Source organism: Mitsuokella sp. AF21-1AC (assembly GCF_003458855.1).
GTDB lineage: Bacteria > Bacillota > Negativicutes > Selenomonadales > Selenomonadaceae > Mitsuokella.
Genome location: NZ_QRVW01000004.1, coordinates 97945 through 118349 on the forward strand (window position 1 = coordinate 97945; position 20405 = coordinate 118349).

Annotated in this window: 18 protein-coding genes and 1 tRNA gene; 13 read left to right on the forward strand and 6 right to left on the reverse strand. The window is 50.7% G+C overall.

The window, feature by feature from the left end; all coding sequences use genetic code 11:
- Positions 1-25 precede the first annotated feature (25 nt).
- The 7 genes from DWX75_RS02530 (at position 26) to DWX75_RS02560 (ending at position 8556) form a co-directional block, all read left to right on the forward strand.
- On the forward strand, positions 26-1069 hold the full coding sequence (locus DWX75_RS02530) for a glycosyltransferase family 9 protein (RefSeq protein WP_118014663.1): 1044 nt from the start codon (positions 26-28) through the stop codon (positions 1067-1069).
- A complete protein-coding gene (locus tag DWX75_RS12185) occupies positions 1017-1715 on the forward strand; it encodes a CatB-related O-acetyltransferase (protein ID WP_233519438.1) in 699 nt (232 codons plus the stop codon). Before DWX75_RS02530 ends, DWX75_RS12185 begins: the two co-directional genes overlap by 53 nt.
- Positions 1716-1723: 8 nt before the next feature.
- Complete coding sequence (locus DWX75_RS02540) at positions 1724-2881, forward strand: glycosyltransferase family 4 protein (protein ID WP_199497496.1); 1158 nt, start codon at positions 1724-1726, stop codon at positions 2879-2881.
- Between the two features lie 28 nt (positions 2882-2909).
- Positions 2910-3953 carry a glycosyltransferase gene (locus tag DWX75_RS02545; protein WP_118014672.1) on the forward strand — a complete coding sequence of 348 codons (1044 nt, stop codon included), beginning with the start codon at positions 2910-2912 and terminating at the stop codon, positions 3951-3953.
- Positions 3954-4253: 300 nt separating this feature from the next.
- Complete coding sequence (locus DWX75_RS02550) at positions 4254-6113, forward strand: LTA synthase family protein (RefSeq protein ID WP_233519439.1); 1860 nt, start codon at positions 4254-4256, stop codon at positions 6111-6113.
- A gap of 5 nt (positions 6114-6118) precedes the next feature.
- On the forward strand, positions 6119-8014 hold the full coding sequence (locus tag DWX75_RS02555; RefSeq protein WP_233519440.1) for an LTA synthase family protein: 1896 nt from the start codon (positions 6119-6121) through the stop codon (positions 8012-8014).
- A 104-nt stretch (positions 8015-8118) separates the two neighbouring features.
- Positions 8119-8556: an Rrf2 family transcriptional regulator gene (locus tag DWX75_RS02560; protein ID WP_118014680.1), complete on the forward strand. Its 438-nt coding sequence runs from the start codon at positions 8119-8121 to the stop codon at positions 8554-8556.
- Between the two features lie 55 nt (positions 8557-8611).
- Here the strand turns inward: DWX75_RS02560 and brnQ are convergent, their stop codons facing one another.
- Positions 8612-9955: a branched-chain amino acid transport system II carrier protein gene (gene brnQ, locus DWX75_RS02565; RefSeq protein ID WP_118014683.1), complete on the reverse strand. Its 1344-nt coding sequence runs from the start codon at positions 9953-9955 to the stop codon at positions 8612-8614.
- A gap of 103 nt (positions 9956-10058) precedes the next feature.
- Positions 10059-10712, reverse strand: a complete 654-nt coding sequence (locus tag DWX75_RS02570; protein WP_118014686.1) for a Crp/Fnr family transcriptional regulator — start codon at positions 10710-10712, stop codon at positions 10059-10061.
- A 276-nt stretch (positions 10713-10988) separates the two neighbouring features.
- On the opposite strand from DWX75_RS02570, the gene DWX75_RS02575 reads away from it, so the two are divergent.
- Positions 10989-12266, forward strand: coding sequence for an NCS2 family permease (locus DWX75_RS02575; protein WP_118014689.1), 1278 nt, complete (start codon positions 10989-10991; stop codon positions 12264-12266).
- Between the two features lie 98 nt (positions 12267-12364).
- Positions 12365-13018, forward strand: coding sequence for an HAD family phosphatase (locus DWX75_RS02580; protein WP_233519441.1), 654 nt, complete (start codon positions 12365-12367; stop codon positions 13016-13018).
- Positions 13019-13101: 83 nt separating this feature from the next.
- On the opposite strand, the gene DWX75_RS02585 is transcribed toward DWX75_RS02580, so the two are convergent.
- On the reverse strand, positions 13102-13374 hold the full coding sequence (locus DWX75_RS02585; protein ID WP_118014695.1) for a hypothetical protein: 273 nt from the start codon (positions 13372-13374) through the stop codon (positions 13102-13104).
- A 247-nt stretch (positions 13375-13621) separates the two neighbouring features.
- Between DWX75_RS02585 and DWX75_RS02590 the strand changes: the two genes are divergently transcribed.
- The 4 genes from DWX75_RS02590 to sucD all read left to right on the forward strand — a co-directional run bounded on the left by DWX75_RS02590 (position 13622) and on the right by sucD (position 18154).
- Positions 13622-14749, forward strand: coding sequence for an aldose epimerase family protein (locus tag DWX75_RS02590; protein ID WP_118014698.1), 1128 nt, complete (start codon positions 13622-13624; stop codon positions 14747-14749).
- 34 nt (positions 14750-14783) lie between these two features.
- Entirely contained in the window at positions 14784-15896 is a 1113-nt protein-coding gene (locus DWX75_RS02595; RefSeq protein WP_118014701.1) for an iron-containing alcohol dehydrogenase family protein, read from the forward strand.
- 142 nt (positions 15897-16038) lie between these two features.
- On the forward strand, positions 16039-17235 hold the full coding sequence (gene sucC, locus DWX75_RS02600) for an ADP-forming succinate--CoA ligase subunit beta (RefSeq protein WP_118014704.1): 1197 nt from the start codon (positions 16039-16041) through the stop codon (positions 17233-17235).
- Between the two features lie 13 nt (positions 17236-17248).
- The gene (gene sucD, locus DWX75_RS02605) at positions 17249-18154 is read left to right on the forward strand and encodes a succinate--CoA ligase subunit alpha (RefSeq protein ID WP_118014707.1); all 906 of its coding nucleotides are present in this window, start codon (positions 17249-17251) and stop codon (positions 18152-18154) included.
- A gap of 124 nt (positions 18155-18278) precedes the next feature.
- On the opposite strand, the gene DWX75_RS02610 is transcribed toward sucD, so the two are convergent.
- The 3 genes from DWX75_RS02610 to DWX75_RS02620 all read right to left on the reverse strand — a co-directional run.
- Positions 18279-18352: transfer RNA gene (locus DWX75_RS02610), tRNA-Gly, on the reverse strand.
- Positions 18353-18415: 63 nt separating this feature from the next.
- Positions 18416-19069, reverse strand: coding sequence for an HAD family hydrolase (locus DWX75_RS02615; protein ID WP_233519442.1), 654 nt, complete (start codon positions 19067-19069; stop codon positions 18416-18418).
- Positions 19070-19322: 253 nt separating this feature from the next.
- Positions 19323-20405, reverse strand: a 1083-nt coding sequence (locus DWX75_RS02620; RefSeq protein WP_147671514.1) for an RNA-guided endonuclease TnpB family protein, incomplete at its 5' end; no start/stop codon positions are given.

Here is a 20405-nt window from a genome sequence, read left to right on the forward strand (position 1 = left end):
TTTTTATTAAAATGAGGTGAAGTTTATGTATCGACGCATAATTATGAGTCGCTTCGGTGGCCTAGGCGATATGGTTATGCTGACTCCATTGCTGCGAGGAATAAAGACACTTTATCCAGAAACGAGACTTACAGTTATCGGTAATGATAATGCAAAAGAGATGATGGAAGCATGCCCATTCGTTGATGAGTATTTTACATATGATAAGAGTCTGAAAAATACGTTGTTTTTGATAAAGAAATTATGGAAATCCGATGTGGTTTATTTGATGGATACTCTTTATCGAATATCAACAGTATACGCGATGGCTCGAATTAAAGAAAGAGTAGGACTGCCTCATAAAAGAAAGGCTTTTCTTACTAAATGTCTGACTGTTGAACCGTGGATGAATTATGCTTACGAACCTGTAGTATATGCATATTTTCTAAAAAAAGGTTTAGGAATCGATGTTACAACTTTACCTGATTGGGATAAACTTTATTTCCCGAAATTGTCGATGAACCAACAAGCGCATGTAAAATATTTATTGGGGGATTTTTTAGAAGAGGGATATATAGTCTGTAGTCTTAATACAGGAAGTACGGTCAAGGACTGGCCGTTAAAACATTGGCTGATTCTTTTTGATAAAATAAAAGAAAAAAACAAAAAAGTTGTTATTATTGGTGCAGAACCTAAGTCTAGTACAAAAGTGAATTTTTCAGATAATGTATTAGATTTACGTGGTAAAACTAATTTATTAGAAACTGGTTTCGTTATTGATAAAGCAGAGTTGCTTGTGAATGGGTGTAGTTTTCCTGTTCATGTGGCAAACGCAATGGATACACCAGTCATTGGATTATATGGATCACAACCGGATTATAGGGCTCGTCCACAAAGAATATATGCAAGTATATGCTCTACAAAGAAATGTGCTCCATGCGATACATTATTTAATAGTCCTGGATATTGTATACATCCGACTTGTATGGAAAGCATAACGCCAAATATAGTGATGGATACTATCGAGAAATTTTATAATGAAGGCAGATCGTTGGGAGTATATAGATTATTTACAGGGGATAAAAGTTGATATGGAAAACCTAAAGAAAAAATATAAAATAAGTCAATATGATTATTATTTAGCGGCTATAACAAGAAAACTAAGAGGCTGTAGGAAATGCCCAAATTGGCTATATTCATATTCTTTAAAAAGATATGGATTTAAGGACAATTTGGCACGATATTATTTTGAAAAGTATTCGGGTATTCCTATTGGTAAATATACATGGGGATATAGATATGTTGATGATTCTATACTAAAATCTGTAGGAGCGTTTTCTTCAATTGCTATAAATCAGTTAGTGGTACCAAATGGTCATAGAATTGATTATGTAAGTACTTGGAATTCTGAAATTAATTATCCCGATATGCCTCCTATAAGTCATAGCTTAGAAATTGGCAATGATGTATGGATTGGTGCCCGATGTATTTTACTTAACAATATTAAAATTGGTGATGGCGCTGTTATCGGCGCTGGAAGCATCATCACTAAAGATGTTCCTCCGTATGCTGTTGTCGTGGGAGCAAATAGAATTGTAAAATATCGGTTTTCCCAGGACATTATTAATAAATTATTAAGGATAAAATGGTGGGAATGGGAAGATGAAAAAATCAAGGAAAGCTTTAAGCTTTTTCCTGATCCGAAGAGTTTTGTAAAAAAATATTTTCAGGAGTAATGATTATAATGAGAAGAAAAATAGGTCTAATTTTATTTGGTCTATCCGATTCTTCAGTTATAGCATATAAAGATGCAGGTATGTTTTTGCATGCTTTGTCAAAGAATAGTGGGTGGATTTCTAAGTATATCTTCTTTAAAACTAAAGAGGAGGATGTTGTTTGGCCAAGCTCGTTTCTTGAATATGTAGAACCTATTTGTATAGGGTGTGCTATTGACTATAAGGAACAAGTTCCTTTGGCCAATCACTATATAAAAGAACATGCAAGTGATTTTGACGTATTAATGTTTTTAAACTATGGCAACACTATTTGGAAATTAGCTTGGTTGTGTAAACGATACAATCCACATATCCTTGTGTATAGTAAATTGGATATGGGACATGGCGGATTTCATCATTTTGAAAATAACAGTCCAATTTTATCAATAAAAAATCACTTGGAAAAAATTAAGAGTAGATATGTTGACTGGTTTACAGTGGAAACTAATAAATATTATGAAATATTAAAAAATAACGTCGTTTTTAGAAATCGTATAGGCTATCTGCCCAATGGTGTTTCCTTATTGGATGTTGATACAGATGATCTGGACAAAAAGCATAAGGAAAATATCCTTATAACTGTGGGACGATTAGGAACTTATGAAAAAAATAATGAATTATTAATAGATGCTATTACTAAAATTCCTCCGAAAAAATTGGGAACATGGAAATTCTATTTTATAGGACCATATACAGATGCATTTTATACATATGTAATGGAAATTAAGAATAAATATTTTTATTTAGCAGATAAAATAATTTTAACGGGAAATATATCTGATAGAAATAAATTATATTCATTCTACAAGCGAGCAAAAATCATGTGTATGACAAGTCGGTCTGAAAGTGTATGTATAGCTGTTGTCGAAGCTATGTATTTTGCGGCCTATCCTATTATTACATATTATAGTGATTTTGCTCTTGATGCTACAGATCATTGTAAATGCGGTGAAATTGTTCAATCGAATCCTGATGATGTAGCAAATTCATTACTGAAGGCGATATCTGATCCTTGTTTAGAAGAAAAGGGAAAAGTCGCGCAGTCATATGCACAAAGTATGTTCGATTATAAAGTTTTATCGAACAACTTAAATCAACAGTTAGAAGTTGTTATGAATAGAAAATAGTTGGATTTTATTTTAGGATGAAGAGAAAATGCGTAATAATGTATGCCGGGATTTTATAATTATAGGGCCTAATTATTATAATTATGCATATAGCACTGTTCGGACAATAAAAAATATGGGATATTCAGTATCCTTTTTTGAGGAAAAAGAGTTTTATAATCATTGTTCCTATTTACAAAGAAAATTTTATAAATTTGGGCTTCAATTTATAAAAGATAAGTGGGATAAAAGGTGGAATGATGATTTATTAACTTTTATAAGAAAAAATGCAGATGAGAATACAGTACTGTTATTTTTAGCTGGTGGAGAACTTATTAGTACGAATACCTTGCTGGAGCTGAGTAAGTATAGAAAAATATTGATGTTATGGGATTCCATAAGAAGATTTTCTATAGGGGCACAGAAACAACTTGGATTATATGATAAAGTGTATGTATTTGAATACGATGATATATCTTATATAAAAGACACCTTTGATATGAACAATATAAGTTATCTGCCACTTGGTTATGATGAAAATATTTATTTTGCTAGACAAGAAGAACGACGTATCGATATGGCATTTGTAGGAGCAGTTACTCCGGACCGATTCCGTATATTAGAACATGTGGCAAAATATGCAATAACTCATCATCTTCATCTAGTTGTAGTTGGGAAATGGTTTAATGATAAATGGCCATGGATGGTATGGAAATTCAAGCGGAAACATCCAGAATTATATTCTTGTTTAATCAATCATAATGTGCCTCCAGAAGAAACGGCACATATATATAGGCACAGTAAAATTGTATTAAATATAAATAATTCTGTTCATAAAAGTATATCACCAAGAACGTTTGAGATATTGGCAACAAGAACCTTTCAACTTATGAATAAAGGACAAGAGTCCAATGGTACATTGAATCTTGATTCAGATTTAGTTATGTTTGAAAATGATGCGGATTTATTACAAAAGATAAGATATTTTATTTCGAATGAAAAAGAGAGAATCCGTATTATGGAAAAAGGGCACATGGATGTTCAAAAATTCTCATTATCCAATTTATTACAAAGGGTTGTACATGAACTGTGATTGATTGTAATTTATGCTGTGATAAATTATGTAAATGATAATAAAAGGATTGCATCTTGTTTTTGAACAATTTAGCGGGTATTATATACTTTATGATACAGTGTATTGAACAAAAGAGGAGTATATATGTTCGAATGTTTCTTTCAGGGAATACAACAGGATATAAAATTGTTTCTTTTTTCCCCTGTATTAAGTGCAATCTTCCGCTTGATTTTTATAAAGGTCTATCAGCCGTACCCTTCTCTTAAAGGTCGTGGCAAGGCATTGCGGGAGTGTTTTCGTTTTGGCTTCTGGTGGGGGATGGACTTTAATGCGTACGTGTTCCTTGCATCGATGGTCCTGGTATCTCTTCCCTCGCTGTTTGTCGGCTTTTTCCAGCAGTACGGGCTGGAGCTGCGTATTTTTCTGGGCTGCCTTTATGGTGCCATCCTGTATACGGCGTTTGCCGGCAAGATGATTTTTTATCATCATTTTCATGATACCTTCAACTACCTTGTTCACATGGGCAGGAATGCAGAGAAGCATAATCTGGTGGACGTGTTCTTCCATCAGGATCATGGTGGATGGATCCTCCTGGGGTATTTGCTCTATATCCCGTTTGTCGGGGTGGGCTGCTGGCTGTTTCAGCAGCTGCCGTCGCTTCCTGCTCCTCACATTGCGTCGTCGCTGGCGCAATATGTGCTGACGGCGGGGCTTTTCCTGCTGGCGATTCTGGGATTTTACTGGGTGCGTTATGGCGGGACGCTGAATCATCGCAATAAACCGGAGTGGGATACGATCCCTTCGCTTGTCAAGGAAGATGCATTCCTGGCCAGGGCCTGTGTAGATGATCTTGTGGCGCTCAAATGGGTGAGACGGAAACCGTTGGCCGAGGAGATGCAGCATAGTGATGAGGAGCTGGAGCAGTCAATCTCGCGTCTCCTGCCCGCCGGAAGCAAGTGGCAGCCGCAGGATAATCCGCTGCAGCTGTTTCGGCGCACGGCGCGTGGTCCTGTGATACGCAAGCCGTCGCAGGTATTTGTCATTGTCGGGGAGAGTGTTCCGCAGTGGGCCTTGGATCCTCTTTATGCCGATCTTCATATCCTGGATGCGACGAAGGACTGGATTGCTGATCCGCATACGGCTTATCTGAAGAATTTCCTGCCGACCGGCAATATCTCGCGTCCGTCCATCGTTTCTTTGATGAGCGGTATCTATGATGCTCAGCTGGAGCTGAATGAGATGGAATCATTCTGGCAGGGGCAGACCATTACGTCGTTTGCCGGTCAGATGAAAAAACTGGGCTATCGGACGATTTACTGGTATGGCGGCAATGCTTCGAACGGGAATTTCAACCATTTTGGCCATGCGCAGGGGTTTGATGAGGTCCGGAGTGCTACGGATTTCTGCGGCCCGGATGCACCGCGTACCTGGGTCGGTATATATGACCATGTGTTCTTGACGGAAGCGGCCAAGCAAATGGAGACAATTGAGGAACCGACTTTCCATTTTGTTTATACGACTTCGAACCATGGTCCGTACAAGATTCCCATGGATGTGTTGGGCGGCGATCCCGATGAAATGCTGAAGGATGTCGGGCCGGATATCCGGGAGAATGAAGAACGCCGCAAGGCATTCAGCACGGCCCGTTATGCGGATCGGGCTGTTCAGTCCTTTATCCGGAAGATCCAGACGCGTTTCCCGGATGCTTTGATTCTCTATACGGGAGATCATTCCAATCTTTATGGCGACTTGAGCAATTCTTCCTTGGTGCCGCGCGATTATATGTATCGCGAGCTTTATTGCACGCCGCTGCTTGTGCATCAACGCGATATTGGGCAGGGATTCTTCGGAGAAAACACCATCGGCACGCATCTGAACATCATGCCGACGGTACTGGAAATGATTGCGCCGCAAGGCTTTACGTATTATTCGCTGTACCCGTCCCTGACGCTTCCGCAGCCGGCCGGCCTCGTTACGCCAAAGCAGTGGATTACGCCGCTGGAACTTGGCGAGGTGGCATCCGGACTGGTGGAAGAAGTCAAAGAGGCAGATCGGGAAGGCACGAAGAAGCATGAGCCCGACAACAAGATGTGGCGCCAGTTGTCGTCGGATATGACGTCGCTGACAGCATGGGTGGTTCGTCATGCTGACAAGTGCTTGGATCATGATGTAAGGTGAGTTTGTTGCGTTTCTTAAAATCATTGCAGCAGGTCGGCAAGCTGTTCTTGTATATCTACGTCCTGCTCATGGTATTTCGTATTGCATTTTTGCTGATTTATGCCGGCCAGCTGCGAAGTGCCGGCTGGGAGGATATTGTCGAGGCGCTCTGGCTTGGGGCCCGCATTAGCTTGAAGACGACGGCGTTTTTGGCGGCGTTTCCGTTTGTGTTTGGTACGCTGCCGTATGCCGTCTGGGCCTGGTGGCCGGAAAAACGGATCCGTGAGATCTTGGGCAGTGCGGCTGTGGCCCTGATGACGCTGCTTTTCATGATCCGCATCCCGTATTATGAAGTCTTTCATCAGGGCTTCAACATCATGCTGTTCAACGGCTGGAAGGATGACCATTCGGCCATCTGGGATACGGCGGTGCAGCAGTATCAGCTTTGGCCGCGCCTGACCGGCGCGGTCCTGCTCATGGCGCTTTTCATCTGGCTCTGGCTCAGGATCGCGCGTACGCCGGTCTGGCTGCCGAAACGCCATGTCCGGCGGTATGCTGTCCTGGCGGCAGTCCTTGTGCCGGTCTTTGGCATTTTCTGCCGGTTTGGCGGAGCGTTTCATTCGGACAGCGGCGTGCCGTGGGAGAGTGCTGCGCGCACGCGATATGTGGTCCTGAATGAAGCGGTGCTCGATGACGGACAGGCGCTTTACCGCGCGTACAGTACGCATGAGCGCGCCACGGAGCGTGCGCTGCGGCCGATTTCAGCGGATGAACTGGATGAGGCGGTTGCCACGCTGGGCGGCGATTTGAATGCCGAGACTGTCGAAGGAGCGTTTTCCCGCCAAAAGAGTACGGCGCCGCTGGCCAGGCGGCCGCATCATGTCGTGGTGATACTCGGCGAGAATTATGCACTCTGGCCGCTTTTGCCGGAGTACCGTTCGCTGGGGCTGGCGCAGACGGGCGAGTGGCTCGAGGCGCATGGTGCGCATACGTATCATTTCCTGCCGAACGGCAACGGCACGATGACCTCGCTCAATGGTTTCCTGACGGGCCTGCCCGATGTGGGGCTGTATGTCAATTATACGATGGGCTTTCAGGGCCATGTCGATGGACTCGGCATTGGCGCGACGATGAAGCGCATGGGGTACAAGACGGTCTTCTGGTACGGCGGCCTGCGCAGCTGGCAGGAGATCGGACATTTTACCCTGCGCGAGGGCTTTGATGAATTCCACTGTGCTGACGAATTGCCGGAGCAGGGAGAGAGCTCGTCGTGGGGCGTGCCGGATGGCGCATTGTTCGATGCGATTCGCGGGCAGATGGAGACGGATGAGCAGGATACGTTCTACTTCATCCTGACGACGAGCAACCATCCGCCGTTTGCCTACGATGTGGATGCCGAGGGCTTCCCGCGGAGCGAGGTGGCGGCGAAACTGCCGCCGTCCATCCCCGCGGATAAGGCGACGTTGGATCAGCTGGGCCATATCTGGTATGCGGATCAGGTCATGGGGAAATTCATCCGTCAGGCGCAGCAGGATGATCCGTCGACGCTCTTTGTCGTGACGGGGGACCATGCGGAGCGATTCAATTTCGCGACGGATGTCTCGCTCTGGGCATTGAGCGGGATTCCCTGTTATTTCTATGGCGACGGCGTGCCTGTGGATCTCTTTTCCGAGCAGCAGGCCGGCAGTCATCTCCAGATTGCGCCGACACTGGCGGAGCTCATCCTGCCGGCCGGCAGCAGTTATTCTTCGCTGCTGCCACCGCTCACGCAGTCTGACCGTGCGTTCAATCATCGTCTGTATATCGAGGATGGCGAGATCGGTGAGGAGAAGGATTTGCAGGACCAGGATTTTCATCGTTATATCGAAGCCGCGCGCACTGTTGCGTCCTGGGTCGTGATGCACGATGACGGCACGCGGTGACGGCGTGCTCATGATGGTGCTGGCAGATTGCGGCCATTCCAGGGCTTGCCAGCGGGCGGGATTCTTTGTATAATGTCATAGATGAAATAAACGAGGTGACATCTATGCAGATTTCGACGAAGTTCACGATAGCCGTACATGTCCTAACGGCTGTCCAATATTTTTCGGGGACGTATAAGATCACAAGCGATTTCCTGGCAGGGAGCATCGGCTCGAATCCGGTCATCATCCGGAATATCATGTCGCAGCTCCGAGAAGCGGGAATCATCGTGGTCAAGCGCGGTCCGGGCGGTATCACGATTGACCGTCCCTTGGCGGAAATCACGTTCCTTGATGTGTACAAGGCCGTGGAGACGAACAGCGAGGAAAATCTCTTCCGTTTCCATGAGAATCCAAACCCGGCCTGCCCGGTCGGGCGCAACATCCATCGTGCACTCGACAAGTCCCTGCGGGAGATTCAGCAGCATTTTGAAGATGATTTGCGCCGTTATACGCTGGCTGACGTATACGACGAGATGGTCGAGGCGGTGCGGATCGAATGACAAAACGCCCCGGTGCAATGGTGCATCGGGGCGTTTGCCATAATGTGGTCTGAATTCAATTTTTTCGGGGCTGCTCGAGTACCGGTACCGTTTCGCCGCTGATGCGGCCGGGCAGGACGAGGGAGAGTACCAGGCCGATGAGGACGGGCAGCAGCCAGGCGAGGCTGCTTTCGGCAAGCGGCAGGCTCGCGATGATGCTGCCGGCCCATTCGAGACCGGCGAACTGATGCAGGATGTCGAGCGCCGATACGAGGGCCGCGAGTGCGACTGTCAGGCGCATGCCGGGGCGGGAGAGACGAACGAATTTGTTGAGGATGGTCATCATGACGACGGTGATGGCGATCGGGTAGACGAAGAGCAGGACCGGCAGCGATACCTTGATGATCTGGTTGAGGCCGAGATTGGCCAGGAGGAAGCTGACGATGCTGATGATCGTGGCGTATTTCTTGTACGATACGATGGGGAATTCTTCGTAGAAGAAGGCCGAGACGGCGGCGATGAGGCCGACCGTGGTCGTGAAGCAGGTCAGTGTGACCATGATGGCCAGGAACCACATGCCGACGTTGCCGAAGAGCGCGAGCGAGGTCTGGGAGAGCACGTAGGCGCCGAGGTTGATATGGGCGTCACCGTAGACCTGCGGCGGGATGGGGAAGTGGTTGCCGAGCAGGGCCAGACCAAGGTAGAGGGAGCCCATGAGCACGGCTACGGCAAGCCCTGCCATCCAGACGCTGACGTAGTAGGCTCTGGTGGAGGAGAAGGAAATGCGGCGCATCTCGTTGAGTGCGAGGATGCAGAAGGCGAAGGAGGCGAGGGTATCCATGGTGTTGTAGCCCTCGATGAAGCCATTGCCGAAGGCCGAGGATGCATATTTGCCGAGCGGCGTGATGAGCGCAGGGTCCGTGTAGGTGAGAAGTCCCGCGAGCATGAGCACGACGATGAGCAGGGCGAAGAGCGGCGTCAGGACCTTGCCGAGGCGGGGCAGCAGCTTGCTCGGCGTGATGGCGAGCCACCAGGCAAAGGCGAAGTAGAAGAGCGTGAAGATGGCAAGCGGCAGCACGCCGTCGCCGCTGATGGGCAGCACGCCAATCGAGAACGACGTGGCTGCCGTGCGCGGGATGGCCATCAGGGGGCCGATGGAAAGGTAGATGAGTGCGAGCAGCAGCAGCGAGAAGAGCGGCGAGATCTTGCGGCTCATCTCAGCGCGGAAGCCGCCGGGGTTGAAGGTGCCGATGATGAGCGCGATGACCGGCATGCCGATGCCGGAGAGCAGGAAGCCCAGGATGGCCGGTGTGAACTGGCTGGCAGCTTGGAAGCCGAGCGACGGCGGAAAGATGAGATTGCCTGCGCCGAAGAACATGCCGAACAGCATCAGGCCAATCTGTAAACCATTTTTGAACATAGAACGAGACCCCTTTCGCAACGCCGGCGGCGCTGCTTTGCTGGAATGATAACGTTGTTTATTTTACGGGGTTTCTGCGATGCTGTCAAACTTCTGCCGGCATTCAGTCTTCGGCAAATTTCGTTTCGCGCAGGGCTTCCTGCTGCTCTTTGTCGATGGCAATCTTGCCGTGGATGAGGCTGATGAGGCCGGCGTCCTTGAGCTTGGTGACGCCGCGGTTCACGGTCTTGACGCTGGTGCCGATGTCGTCGGCGATCTGCTGGCGGCTCGTGTGCAGGATGAAGAGGTCGGTGTCGATGTCGCCGAGCCGCTTGAGCAGATAATGCTGGAGGCGTTCGAGGCTCGGCTGGAACTTGATGCGGCCGTTCTCGTTGGACGTCGGATACATCTTGGCCGCGAGCAGCCGGGCAACGGCGAAGGAGAAATGGTTGTCGAGCTGCATCCACTGCAGGAACGTCTCGGCTGTCATCGAGATGACTTCGCAGGTGGTCAAAGCTTCGTTCGTCGTGGAAAAGATCGGCTGACCGGCCAGTACCTCGAGGTCGCCGATGAGATCCGGGACATTCTGGCGCGCAAAGGTGTAGCGCTGGCCGCTGGCGAATTCGTTGCTGACGCGCGTACTGCCCTTCGTCAGGATATAGACGTGATCAGCACTCTCCCCCTTGCGGACCACGGCTTCACCGGGCAGGAAGATGCGCCGGCTCGTCAGGCGTTTGATTTCTTCCGGCATATGCTCCAGCATGTAGTCGAGTTGCATATCAAATGACATCCTTTCTTTGTACAGATTTTTGAGCGGCAGAGTATGAGACGGTATGATGCCCTCATTATATCATATTTCGTTCCGAAAACAGGTGCGAGAACTGTTTTCAGAAAATAACAAGAAGAAAAATTTTAGGACACTCCGGACGAGTGTCCTTTTTTATTGGAGGCAGAATGAGTAGACTAAAGGTATAGTCAAAGAATACGAAATTTGAAAGAATCCCCACTGGGGAATATGAGAGCATGGGCAGAATTGCTTTGAGGAGGAAACGTTATGACGCTGTTCGATGGAGTGCTGAAGGACCGCCGCCTGTGGCAGAGGGAAATCCTCGCGGGCATCACGGCATTCTTTGCCATTTCCTATATTATCGTGGTCAACCCGATGATCCTGGCCGACGCCGGCATTCCCGCCGAGCTGTCCGTGTTTGCGACAATCTTCTCTTCAATCATCGGCTGCCTGATCATGGCTTTTGTGGCCGATGCGCCGATCGTGCTGACGCCGGGCATGGGCGTCAATGCGTTTTTCACGTATACGATCTGCGTGCAGATGGGACTGACGTGGCAGGAAGCCATCGCAATCTCGCTCGTATCGGGCCTGATCTTTGCGTATGTGGCCTGCACGAAATGGCGGGAGCGCCTCGCCAGCGCCGTGCCGAATTCCCTTAAATGTGCAATTACGGCTGGCATCGGCCTGTTCCTCGTGGAGATCGGCCTCGAGAAGGCGCAGCTCATACGCTCGGGCACGAATGCGATCATTGAGCTCGGTTCGTTGACGAACCCGATGGCGCTCCTCGCCATCTTCGGCCTCATTGTGAGTCTTGCACTTTACCTGCGCGGCGTGACGGGTAGTTTCTTTCTGGCCATTGTCGTGACGACGGTCGTCGCACAGATTTTCGGCCTGCACGACGAAGTGCCGCTTGACCTCGAATTCTCGCATATCGCAGCGTATCCGCAGCTGCTCTTCCAGGCGGATTTCCATTCCTTCCTGAGCATCCCATTCCTGCTCTCGGTTTTCTCGATGTCGATGATCATGATTTTTGAGACGATGGGCCTCCTGGAGGGCATCCTGCCGGACCGCAGGAAATTCTCGCGCACGTACATCGGCTCGGCCTTCACAACGCTGATTTCGAGCGTTCTCGGCACGAGCCCGACGGTTGCCGCGGCGGAGAGTGCCGCCGGCATCGCGAGCGGCGGGCGCACGGGCCTCATGGCGCTGACGGCTGCTGTGCTGTTTTGCATCTCGCTTTTCTTTATCCCGTTCCTTTCCTATGTGCCGCAGGCTGCCATCGCACCGGTCATCATCATCACGGGCGCGATGATGATGCAGCAGCTGCAGTACATGGATTTCAAGGATTTCTCGGAGTGGTTCCCGGCGTTCCTCGTCGTCGTGCTAATTCCGCTTTCGGGCAGCATCTCGACGGGCCTGGCCTTCGGCTTCACGGCATATCCCCTGTTGAAGCTCATGAACGGCCGTTCGCGTGAGATCCATGCACTCAGCTATTGCCTGGGCTTCCTGTTCTTCATGAATCTCATCTGCCAGGCGAGTCTCTAAGAAAAAATCCTCCCCGTCATTGGTGACGATAATACTGCGATGGGCTATAATAGTCTTTAGACATGCAGTGTTTCGTACGATGACTAGGAGGAATTTTTTTGCGACCAGCAGCTTTTATCTTTGATATGGATGGCGTTATCATAGACAGTGAACTTCTTCATTCCCGGACTAAACTGGATACTTGTCATCATTTTGGTCTGCCGTTTGATGAAAAGGATCTCATTCATTATATGGGGCGTACCAGTGATGATATGTTTGCAGAGGTGATTGCAAGGGAACATCGTGATGATCTCAGACTTGAAGATTTGGTATCGTATAAACGGGAACATTATCTTAGCTTGATCCTGCAGGGAGAGGCAAAGCCGATTCCGGGCGCCATCGATTTGATTCGAGCACTCCATCAGGTTCATATTCCTTTGGCTTTGGCGACATCGTCGTGGCAGAAAGTCATGGATGCTGTATTGGATTCCTTTGCCATTCGTCTCTATTTCCAGTCGGTATTGTCCGGCAGCACGTTGCCCAAGAGTAAGCCGGATCCGACTATTTATCGGTTGAGTGCTGAGCGGTTGGGGGTCAGTCCGCAAACGTGCATGGTTCTGGAGGATACAAAGAGCGGTGTAACTGCCGCCAAGCGGGCTGGTATGTACTGCATCGGTTTCCGGAGTCCGCATTCTGGAGGCCAGGATCTGAGTCTTGCCGACCGCATCGTGGACAAGCTGTCGGAGATCGTGCCGGATAAACTCACGCTTTAAGCAATAAAAAAGTGCTGCCGTTCCGCAGCCCTGCTCGATGTATGTGGCAGGGCTGACCGGAACAGGCAGCGCTTTTTGCTTGCTCAGACAATCGGAAACGCCTCGATGATGCCATACTGGATGTAGTCACTGGCTTTCGTCGGGTCACCATTCAAGATGGCTTCGCGGATGGCCGGGATGTCTTCTTCTTTGGCGTGGATGCGGCCGGCGGCCAGTTCCTCTTCAATCTTTGCGTAGAGGGCCCGGCGGGCAAGCTTGAGGTCACGGTAGATTTCCTTGTTGTAGAACAAGTTCATGGATTTCTGGCTCTTCTCTTCGTCACAGTTGAAGAAGATGTAAGCGTTTTTCTCTTTCATGATGATTCCCCCTTGTGATTATTGAAAAAGGATAATGAAAATGAATGTTCTAGGAAAAATGAATTACAGCACAATTATAGCATAATTACCGCAATTTGTTTATAGCCGGCCGGATGGGGCGTATTTCCGGCTGGGCCGGCAAGGTGATTGACAAAAAGACGAATAAAGAGTAAAGTGGAATCGCATAGAATTGTCCGAAATGATAAGCAATTCGGCGATATCAAATTCTTCTTGGAGGGATGTATCCATGGCTATTATCAAGAAAGAATCGTTTGGCAAACTCAGTGACGGACGCGAGGCCGAGCTCTACACACTCCGCAACACCAAGGGGACGGAGGTCAAGGTCACGACGTATGGCGCACGTCTGGTCGGCTGGAGTGCCTACGGCAGGGACTGCAAGCGCACGGATATCGTGCTCGGGTACGACAGTGCCGCATCCTACGAGAAGGATGACACGAGCATGGGCGGCCTCGTCGGACGCCATGCCAACCGCATTGCCGGCGGCAAGGTTGTCATTGACGGCAAGACGTATCAGCTGGACCTCAACACGGGCTCGCACAACCAGAACCACATCCATGGCGGCTTCCAGGGCTTCCATCAGAAACTCTGGACGGCAGAGGAGACGGATGAGGGCGTGAAGCTCACGTATCACGCCGCAGATGGCGAGGGCGGCTATCCTGGTAACATGACAGTAAACGTTCTCTATTCGCTGTCGAATGACAACGAGCTGTCCATCCGCTACGAGGCAGTGTCCGATGCCGATACGGTCTGCAATCTGACGAATCACGCCTACTTCAATCTCGATGGTTTTGCCGCAGGCCCGGTGCTTGACCAGAAAATCCAGATCTTTGCCGACAAATACACCTGGGCCGACGAGGAATCGCTGCCGGATGGCCGCATCCTGCCCGTTGACGGCACGCCCATGGATCTGCGCCAGCTGACGCGCATCGGCGAGCACATCGATGATGATTTCGATGAACTCGTCATGGGCCATGGCTATGACCACAACTGGGTCATCCGCGATGAGAAGCCTGTCGTTGAGCAGAAGCCCGGCATGTTCGGCTTCGACCCGGGCTGCCCAATCGATTACGTCAACGGCGGCCTCAAGAAGGCGGCGTATGCCGAGTCCGACAAATCGGGCTTCACGCTGACCTGCTACACGACGCAGCCGGGCGTGCAGTTCTACACGGGCAATTATCTCGATGGCAGCCTGCCGGGCAAGGATGGCGTGCGCTTTGGGTGCCGCACGGGCTTCTGCCTTGAGACGCAGTATTTCCCGAATGCGTTTGCAAATCCAAATTTCCCGCAGCCGCTCTTGAAGAAGGGCGATACGTGGCGTGCGCAGACGGTTTATGTGCTGGGCCGCAAAGACTGAGTGAACGAGTTATCCTTGAGAGGAGGACCCCAAAATGGAAGGCAGATATACCATGACATTTCCGGACTACACGATCGGTGTGGAGGCGTATGAGAAGATTCGCGAGGTCTGTCCGCGCTACGGCAAGAGTGTAGTCGTGATCGGCGGACGCACGGGCATCGAGGTGGCACAGGAGAAGATGGTGCGGGCCGTCGAGGGCGTGGGCCTGGAGTTTACCGGCTTCATCCATGCTGGCGGCCAATCCTCGTATGAGCTCATCGAGAAAATCATCCGGGATGAGGCCGTGCAGGCGGCCGACATGGTCTTTGCTGTCGGCGGCGGCAAGGCCATCGATACGGCCAAGGCTGTGGCACATGCCCAGCATAAGCCGTTCTTCACGTTCCCGACGGTGGCGGGCAGCTGCGCGGCTGCCGCCAGCATCGCGACGATCTACACGCCGCAGGGCAAATTCCGTGAGTACCTGTACTCCACGGTCCCTCCTGTCCATGTATTCCTCTGCAGCCGCATCATGGCGCAGGCTCCGGTTGAGTATCTGCTGCGCGGCATCGGCGATACGATGGCGAAGTATTATGAGGCGACCATTGCGTCAAGGGGCCGCAAGCTCTGCCACCGCGACGGTATGGGCATCGCACTGGCCAAGATGTGCCTGGATCCGCTTTACAATTACGGTGCGCAGGCTGTCGAGGATAACCGCCGCCATGTCGTTAGCGACGCCTTCGAGGAGGTTGTGCTCTCGATTGTCATAACGAGCGGCCTTGTCTCGAATTTCGCGGCACCGGAATACAACGGTCATATGGCCCATCGCCTGTTCGTGGAGCTGGCTGACCTGCCGGCTGCCGAACAGTGCCGTCAGCACGGCGGCCTCGTGGCGTACGGCACGCTGCTTCTGCTGCTCTGCGATGGCCAGAAGGAGGAGTTTGAGCGCTTCTTCCGGTTCTGCCGCAGCATTGGCCTGCCGACCTGCCGCGAGGATACGTGCGCGAGTGAAGCCGATATCCACCGCGTGTTCCAGGCGACGGAGAAGAAGCAGGATGTCAGCGTGATGCCGTACAAGATCACGCAGGATATGCTGCATGCAGCTGCCCGTGATCTCGAGGCATATCATGTCCAACAGGATAAACCAGAAAAAATTTTGGGTAAAAAATAAGAAAACCTAGACAATATGATAGTTTTTAAGATATAATATGCATGTATCGATTCGTTTTGCAATATAAACGATAATTATTGCGCGACAACTGCAAAAATAGCAGTGGGCGCTCAACCCATACAAAAAGGGGGCGGATTGATTTATGAATATCCATGAGTATCAAAGCAAGGCAATCCTGCGTTCGTACGGCGTCAATGTCCCGGAAGGCCAGCCGGCCTTTTCGGTCGATGAGGCGGTACAGAAGGCAGCGGAGCTCGGCACGGACGTCGTAGTCGTCAAGGCACAGATCCATGCGGGTGGCCGCGGCAAGGCCGGCGGTGTCAAGATTACCCATTCGCAGGACGAGGTGCGCGCAGCCGCACAGGAACTTCTCGGCAAGACGCTCGTCACGCATCAGACGGGGCCGGAGGGCAAACAGGTGAACCGTCTGCTCATTGAAGCGAGTTCCAACATTGCGAAGGAGTATTACCTTTCGTTCGTCATTGACCGCCAGACGGGCCGCATCGTCATGATGGGCTCGGAAGAAGGCGGCATGGAGATCGAGAAGGTCGCAGCCGAGATGCCGGACAAGATCCTCAAGGAGTTCATTGATCCCGCTACGGGGCTCTTGCCGTTCCAAGCCAGCCGCATGGCATATGGCATGCATTTCCCGCAGGAGACGATCCGCAAGGTCACGAAATTCATGATGGGACTCTATCAGGTTTTCGTGGGCAAGGACTGCAGCCTGGCGGAAATCAATCCGCTGGTCGTCACGAAGGAAGGCGACGTCATCGCACTCGATGCCAAGCTGAATTTCGACGACAGTGCGCTTTTCCGTCATCCGGATATCGAGGCGCTGCGCGATGAGAGCGAGGAAGACCCGAAGGAGCGCCGCGCGGCAAAAGCCGGCCTCAACTACGTCAACCTCGGCGGCGACGTGGCCTGCATGGTCAATGGCGCCGGCCTCGCGATGGCAACGGTCGACATCATCAAGTTCTACGGCGGCGAGCCGGCGAACTTCCTCGATGTAGGTGGCGATTCGACGCCGGAGAAGATTGCGGAAGCCTTCCGCATCATGCTGGACGGCGGTCAGGCTAAGGGCATCTTCGTCAATATCTTTGGCGGCATCAATAAATGCGACCTCGTCGCACAGGGCATCGTCGATGCGGCGAAACTCATTTCGCCGGATGGCCGTTCGCTGCCGGTTCCGGTTGTCGTACGACTGGAAGGCACGAATGTCGAGAGAGGCCGTGAGATTCTCCGGGATACGCCGATCGAGAATGTCATCATGGCGCCGACGATGGAAGGCGGCGCAGAAACCATCGTGCGGCTTGTCAAAGAAGCCGGCGCCAAGGCTTGAGGAGGGTCGCATCATGGGAATCTTAGTCGATAAAGATACAAAAGTCATCGTTCAGGGTATCACGGGCAAGGCCGCTACTTTCCACACGAAGCAGATGATCGCTTACGGCACGAAGATCGTGGCCGGCGTCACGCCGGGCAAGGCTGGTCAGACGGTTGAAGGCGTGCCGGTCTTCAACACGGTCCGTGACGCCGTCAAAGCCACGGGCGCAAACGCTTCCGTCATCTATGTGCCGGCGCGCTTTGCTGCTGACTCCATCATGGAAGCCGTCGAAGCGGAACTCGATGTCGTCGTCTGCATCTCCGAGCACATCCCGGTGCAGGATATGGTCAAGGTACGCCGTTACATGGAAGGCAAGAAGACGCGCCTGATCGGCCCGAACTGCCCGGGCATCCTGACGGTTGATGAATGCAAGCTCGGCATCATCCCGGGCTACATCCACAAGAAGGGCCATGTGGGCGTTATCTCGCGCTCCGGTACCCTGACGTATGAAGCGACGTTCCAGCTCTCGGCGGCCGGCATCGGCCAGACGACGGCCATCGGCATCGGCGGCGACCCCGTCAAGGGCACGGACTTCATCGATGCGCTCAAGCTCTTCAAGGAAGATCCGGATACGCTCGCTGTGCTCATGATCGGTGAAATCGGCGGCACGGCCGAGGAAGAAGCTGCTCAGTGGATCAAGGCCAACATGCCGGAGAAACCGGTCGCTGCCTTCATCGCGGGCCGTCAGGCTCCTCCGGGCAAGCGCATGGGCCATGCCGGCGCCATCATCTCGGGCGGCAAGGGCACGGCAGCCGACAAGATTGCAGCGCTCAATGCCGTGGGCATCGAAGTGGCTGATACGGTTGCTCATATCGGCGTCACGGTTGTCGATACGCTGAAGAAAGCAGGCATTTACGATAAATGCCATACCTGTTGACAGTTCTTCAGGCAGATCCATAGATAACGAAAAAAATCCGCAGTACGTTTTTGCTGCGGATTTTTTATGTGCGACAGACAACAAAAAATCCTGCAGGCTACTGCCTGCAGGATACGATGGCAAATGGAGCGGGCAAGCGGAATCGAACCGCCCTCTAAAGCTTGGGAAGCTTTCATTCTACCGATGAACTATGCCCGCATCGTTACTGACTTAATTATTCTAGCATTTTTTTTGCTTTTTGGCAAGTATGACGGGGAACGGTCAGTCCTGCAGCGTGGTGACGAGCTCGGCGATATCGTCAAAGATGGCGACGTGCGGATAGGAAGCGAGCGTTTCGTGGCTCGTCGTGCCCGTCGTGACGCCTGCGAAGTCCAGGCCGGCGTTGCGGGCGGCCTCGGCGTCGACAAAACTGTCGCCGATGTAGAGTGCATCCTCTTTTGCAATCTGGAAATGTTCGAGTGCCGTCAGCAGGCCTGTCGGATCGGGCTTGTGCGCCTCGACATCGTTGCTGCCGATGATGAGGTCGATGAGTTCCGGAACGCCGTCGAGGTCGAATTTCTCCTGGATGCGGTGATGCGTCTTGTTGGAGATGATGGCAATCCTGGCTCCGTTTTCGCGCAGCCGGCGCAATGTTGCGACCGTATGCGGGAAAAAAGTCGTGCCGGGTGTCATATAGCGGTCGGCTTCCGGGGTATAGGCGCGCACGAAGGCTTTGGCCTCTTCCTCATCGTCCGTCGGCAGGATCTTCTTGACGGCCTCGACCATGGGCAGTCCGATGGTGACGCGGATCACATCATCCGTGCGGTCGCCGTAGCCGAGCTTCTGCAGCGTGATATGGAAGCATTTGAGGATGGCCGGCTCGGAATTGACGAGGGTATAGTCAAAATCGAAGAGATAGAGACGGTAAGCGTGCACAGGCAACACTCCTTTCTGATATGCGGTAAGAATCCGTTACTGAAAACTTATAAAAAGCCATATTCTATTGATGAAAAACTGACTTTTACGTTTCATTCCTCGTTCATCGCATCCGTTTTTGCTGTCCCGAAGAACAAGCTACTTGCGTTTGATGTAATGCTCCAGAGGCTTTGACTTACTTCCTTTCTCTCGCAAGGGAGTACGTCTGTTCCCGACTAACGAATCGGTACATATCTACATGGACTTCTTTCTATCAGCTTGCAGATTTCATTTGTTCTGCTTTCCCGTAGTATTTGAGGTTCAGTGCTGCCTGGAAGTCACGATCGATTATATTGCCACATACAGGACAGACATACGTCCTTTCCGATAGGTTCAGTTCTTTCTTTACATGACCGCAGATAACACAAGTTTTGGAGCTCGGATACCATCTATCTGCTATGACAACGGGTATCTTGGCCCAGTGTGCCTTGTATTCAATCTGTCTGCGGAATTCATAAAGATTCTGTTCCTGAATCTTCTCGGATAAATATCGATTCTTCATCATACCACGGACATTCAGGTCTTCGAGGCACACAAAGCTTGGTTTTCGCTTTATGATTGATGTCGTAGCCTGATGCACATGGTTCTGACGAATATTTGCCAGTCTGTGATTGATCCGTAAAAGCTGTTTTTCGCTTTTTATAAGGTTGCTCGTTTTGCAGTAACTATCTCCTTTCTTATTCATCTGGTATTTTCGAGATACCTGACGCTGCAACCGGCGTCTTTTCTTCTTGAGTCTTCTTATTGCACGGGTCTTGTTGATATTCTTGACCTTAGTGGCGTCAGAGAGTATCGCCAAGTCCTTGATGCCTAAATCAATGCCAATTCCTTCTGAGCGAGCATATCGCCGTTTCTTGCAAACAAACGACAGTCCGCGCAAAGGTTCCAGCTTTCGGGCTGTCTGTATCCCTACCGAGAGCCACCAGCGCTCACCATCGAACGCGATCCGCGGGTTCGTGTATTTTGCTCGGACAGGAATCCTGTTCCTTTCAGCAAGCCGAACCCAGTTCAAACGCTGGCGGTTCTTCCGCCTGCTTCCTGCAAGGCTCTCCAGTTTGACGTGCGTTCCTGTGAATTGAATCTTGACATTGTCCTGATAGAAACGGAAGTCTCCGTTCTTCTTGCTCCTGAACTTGGGATGCCCGTTCATGTCATAGACGGTCAAACTCTTACCGATGCGGTTATAATGAGCAATTTTCTTCGAAGTGTACTTGATGTAGCTGGGCTGCTTTTGCTTGCGGAAGAAGTTCTTGTAAGCAATGCACAAGTCTTTGATGGCCTGCTTCGTGACGTTGTT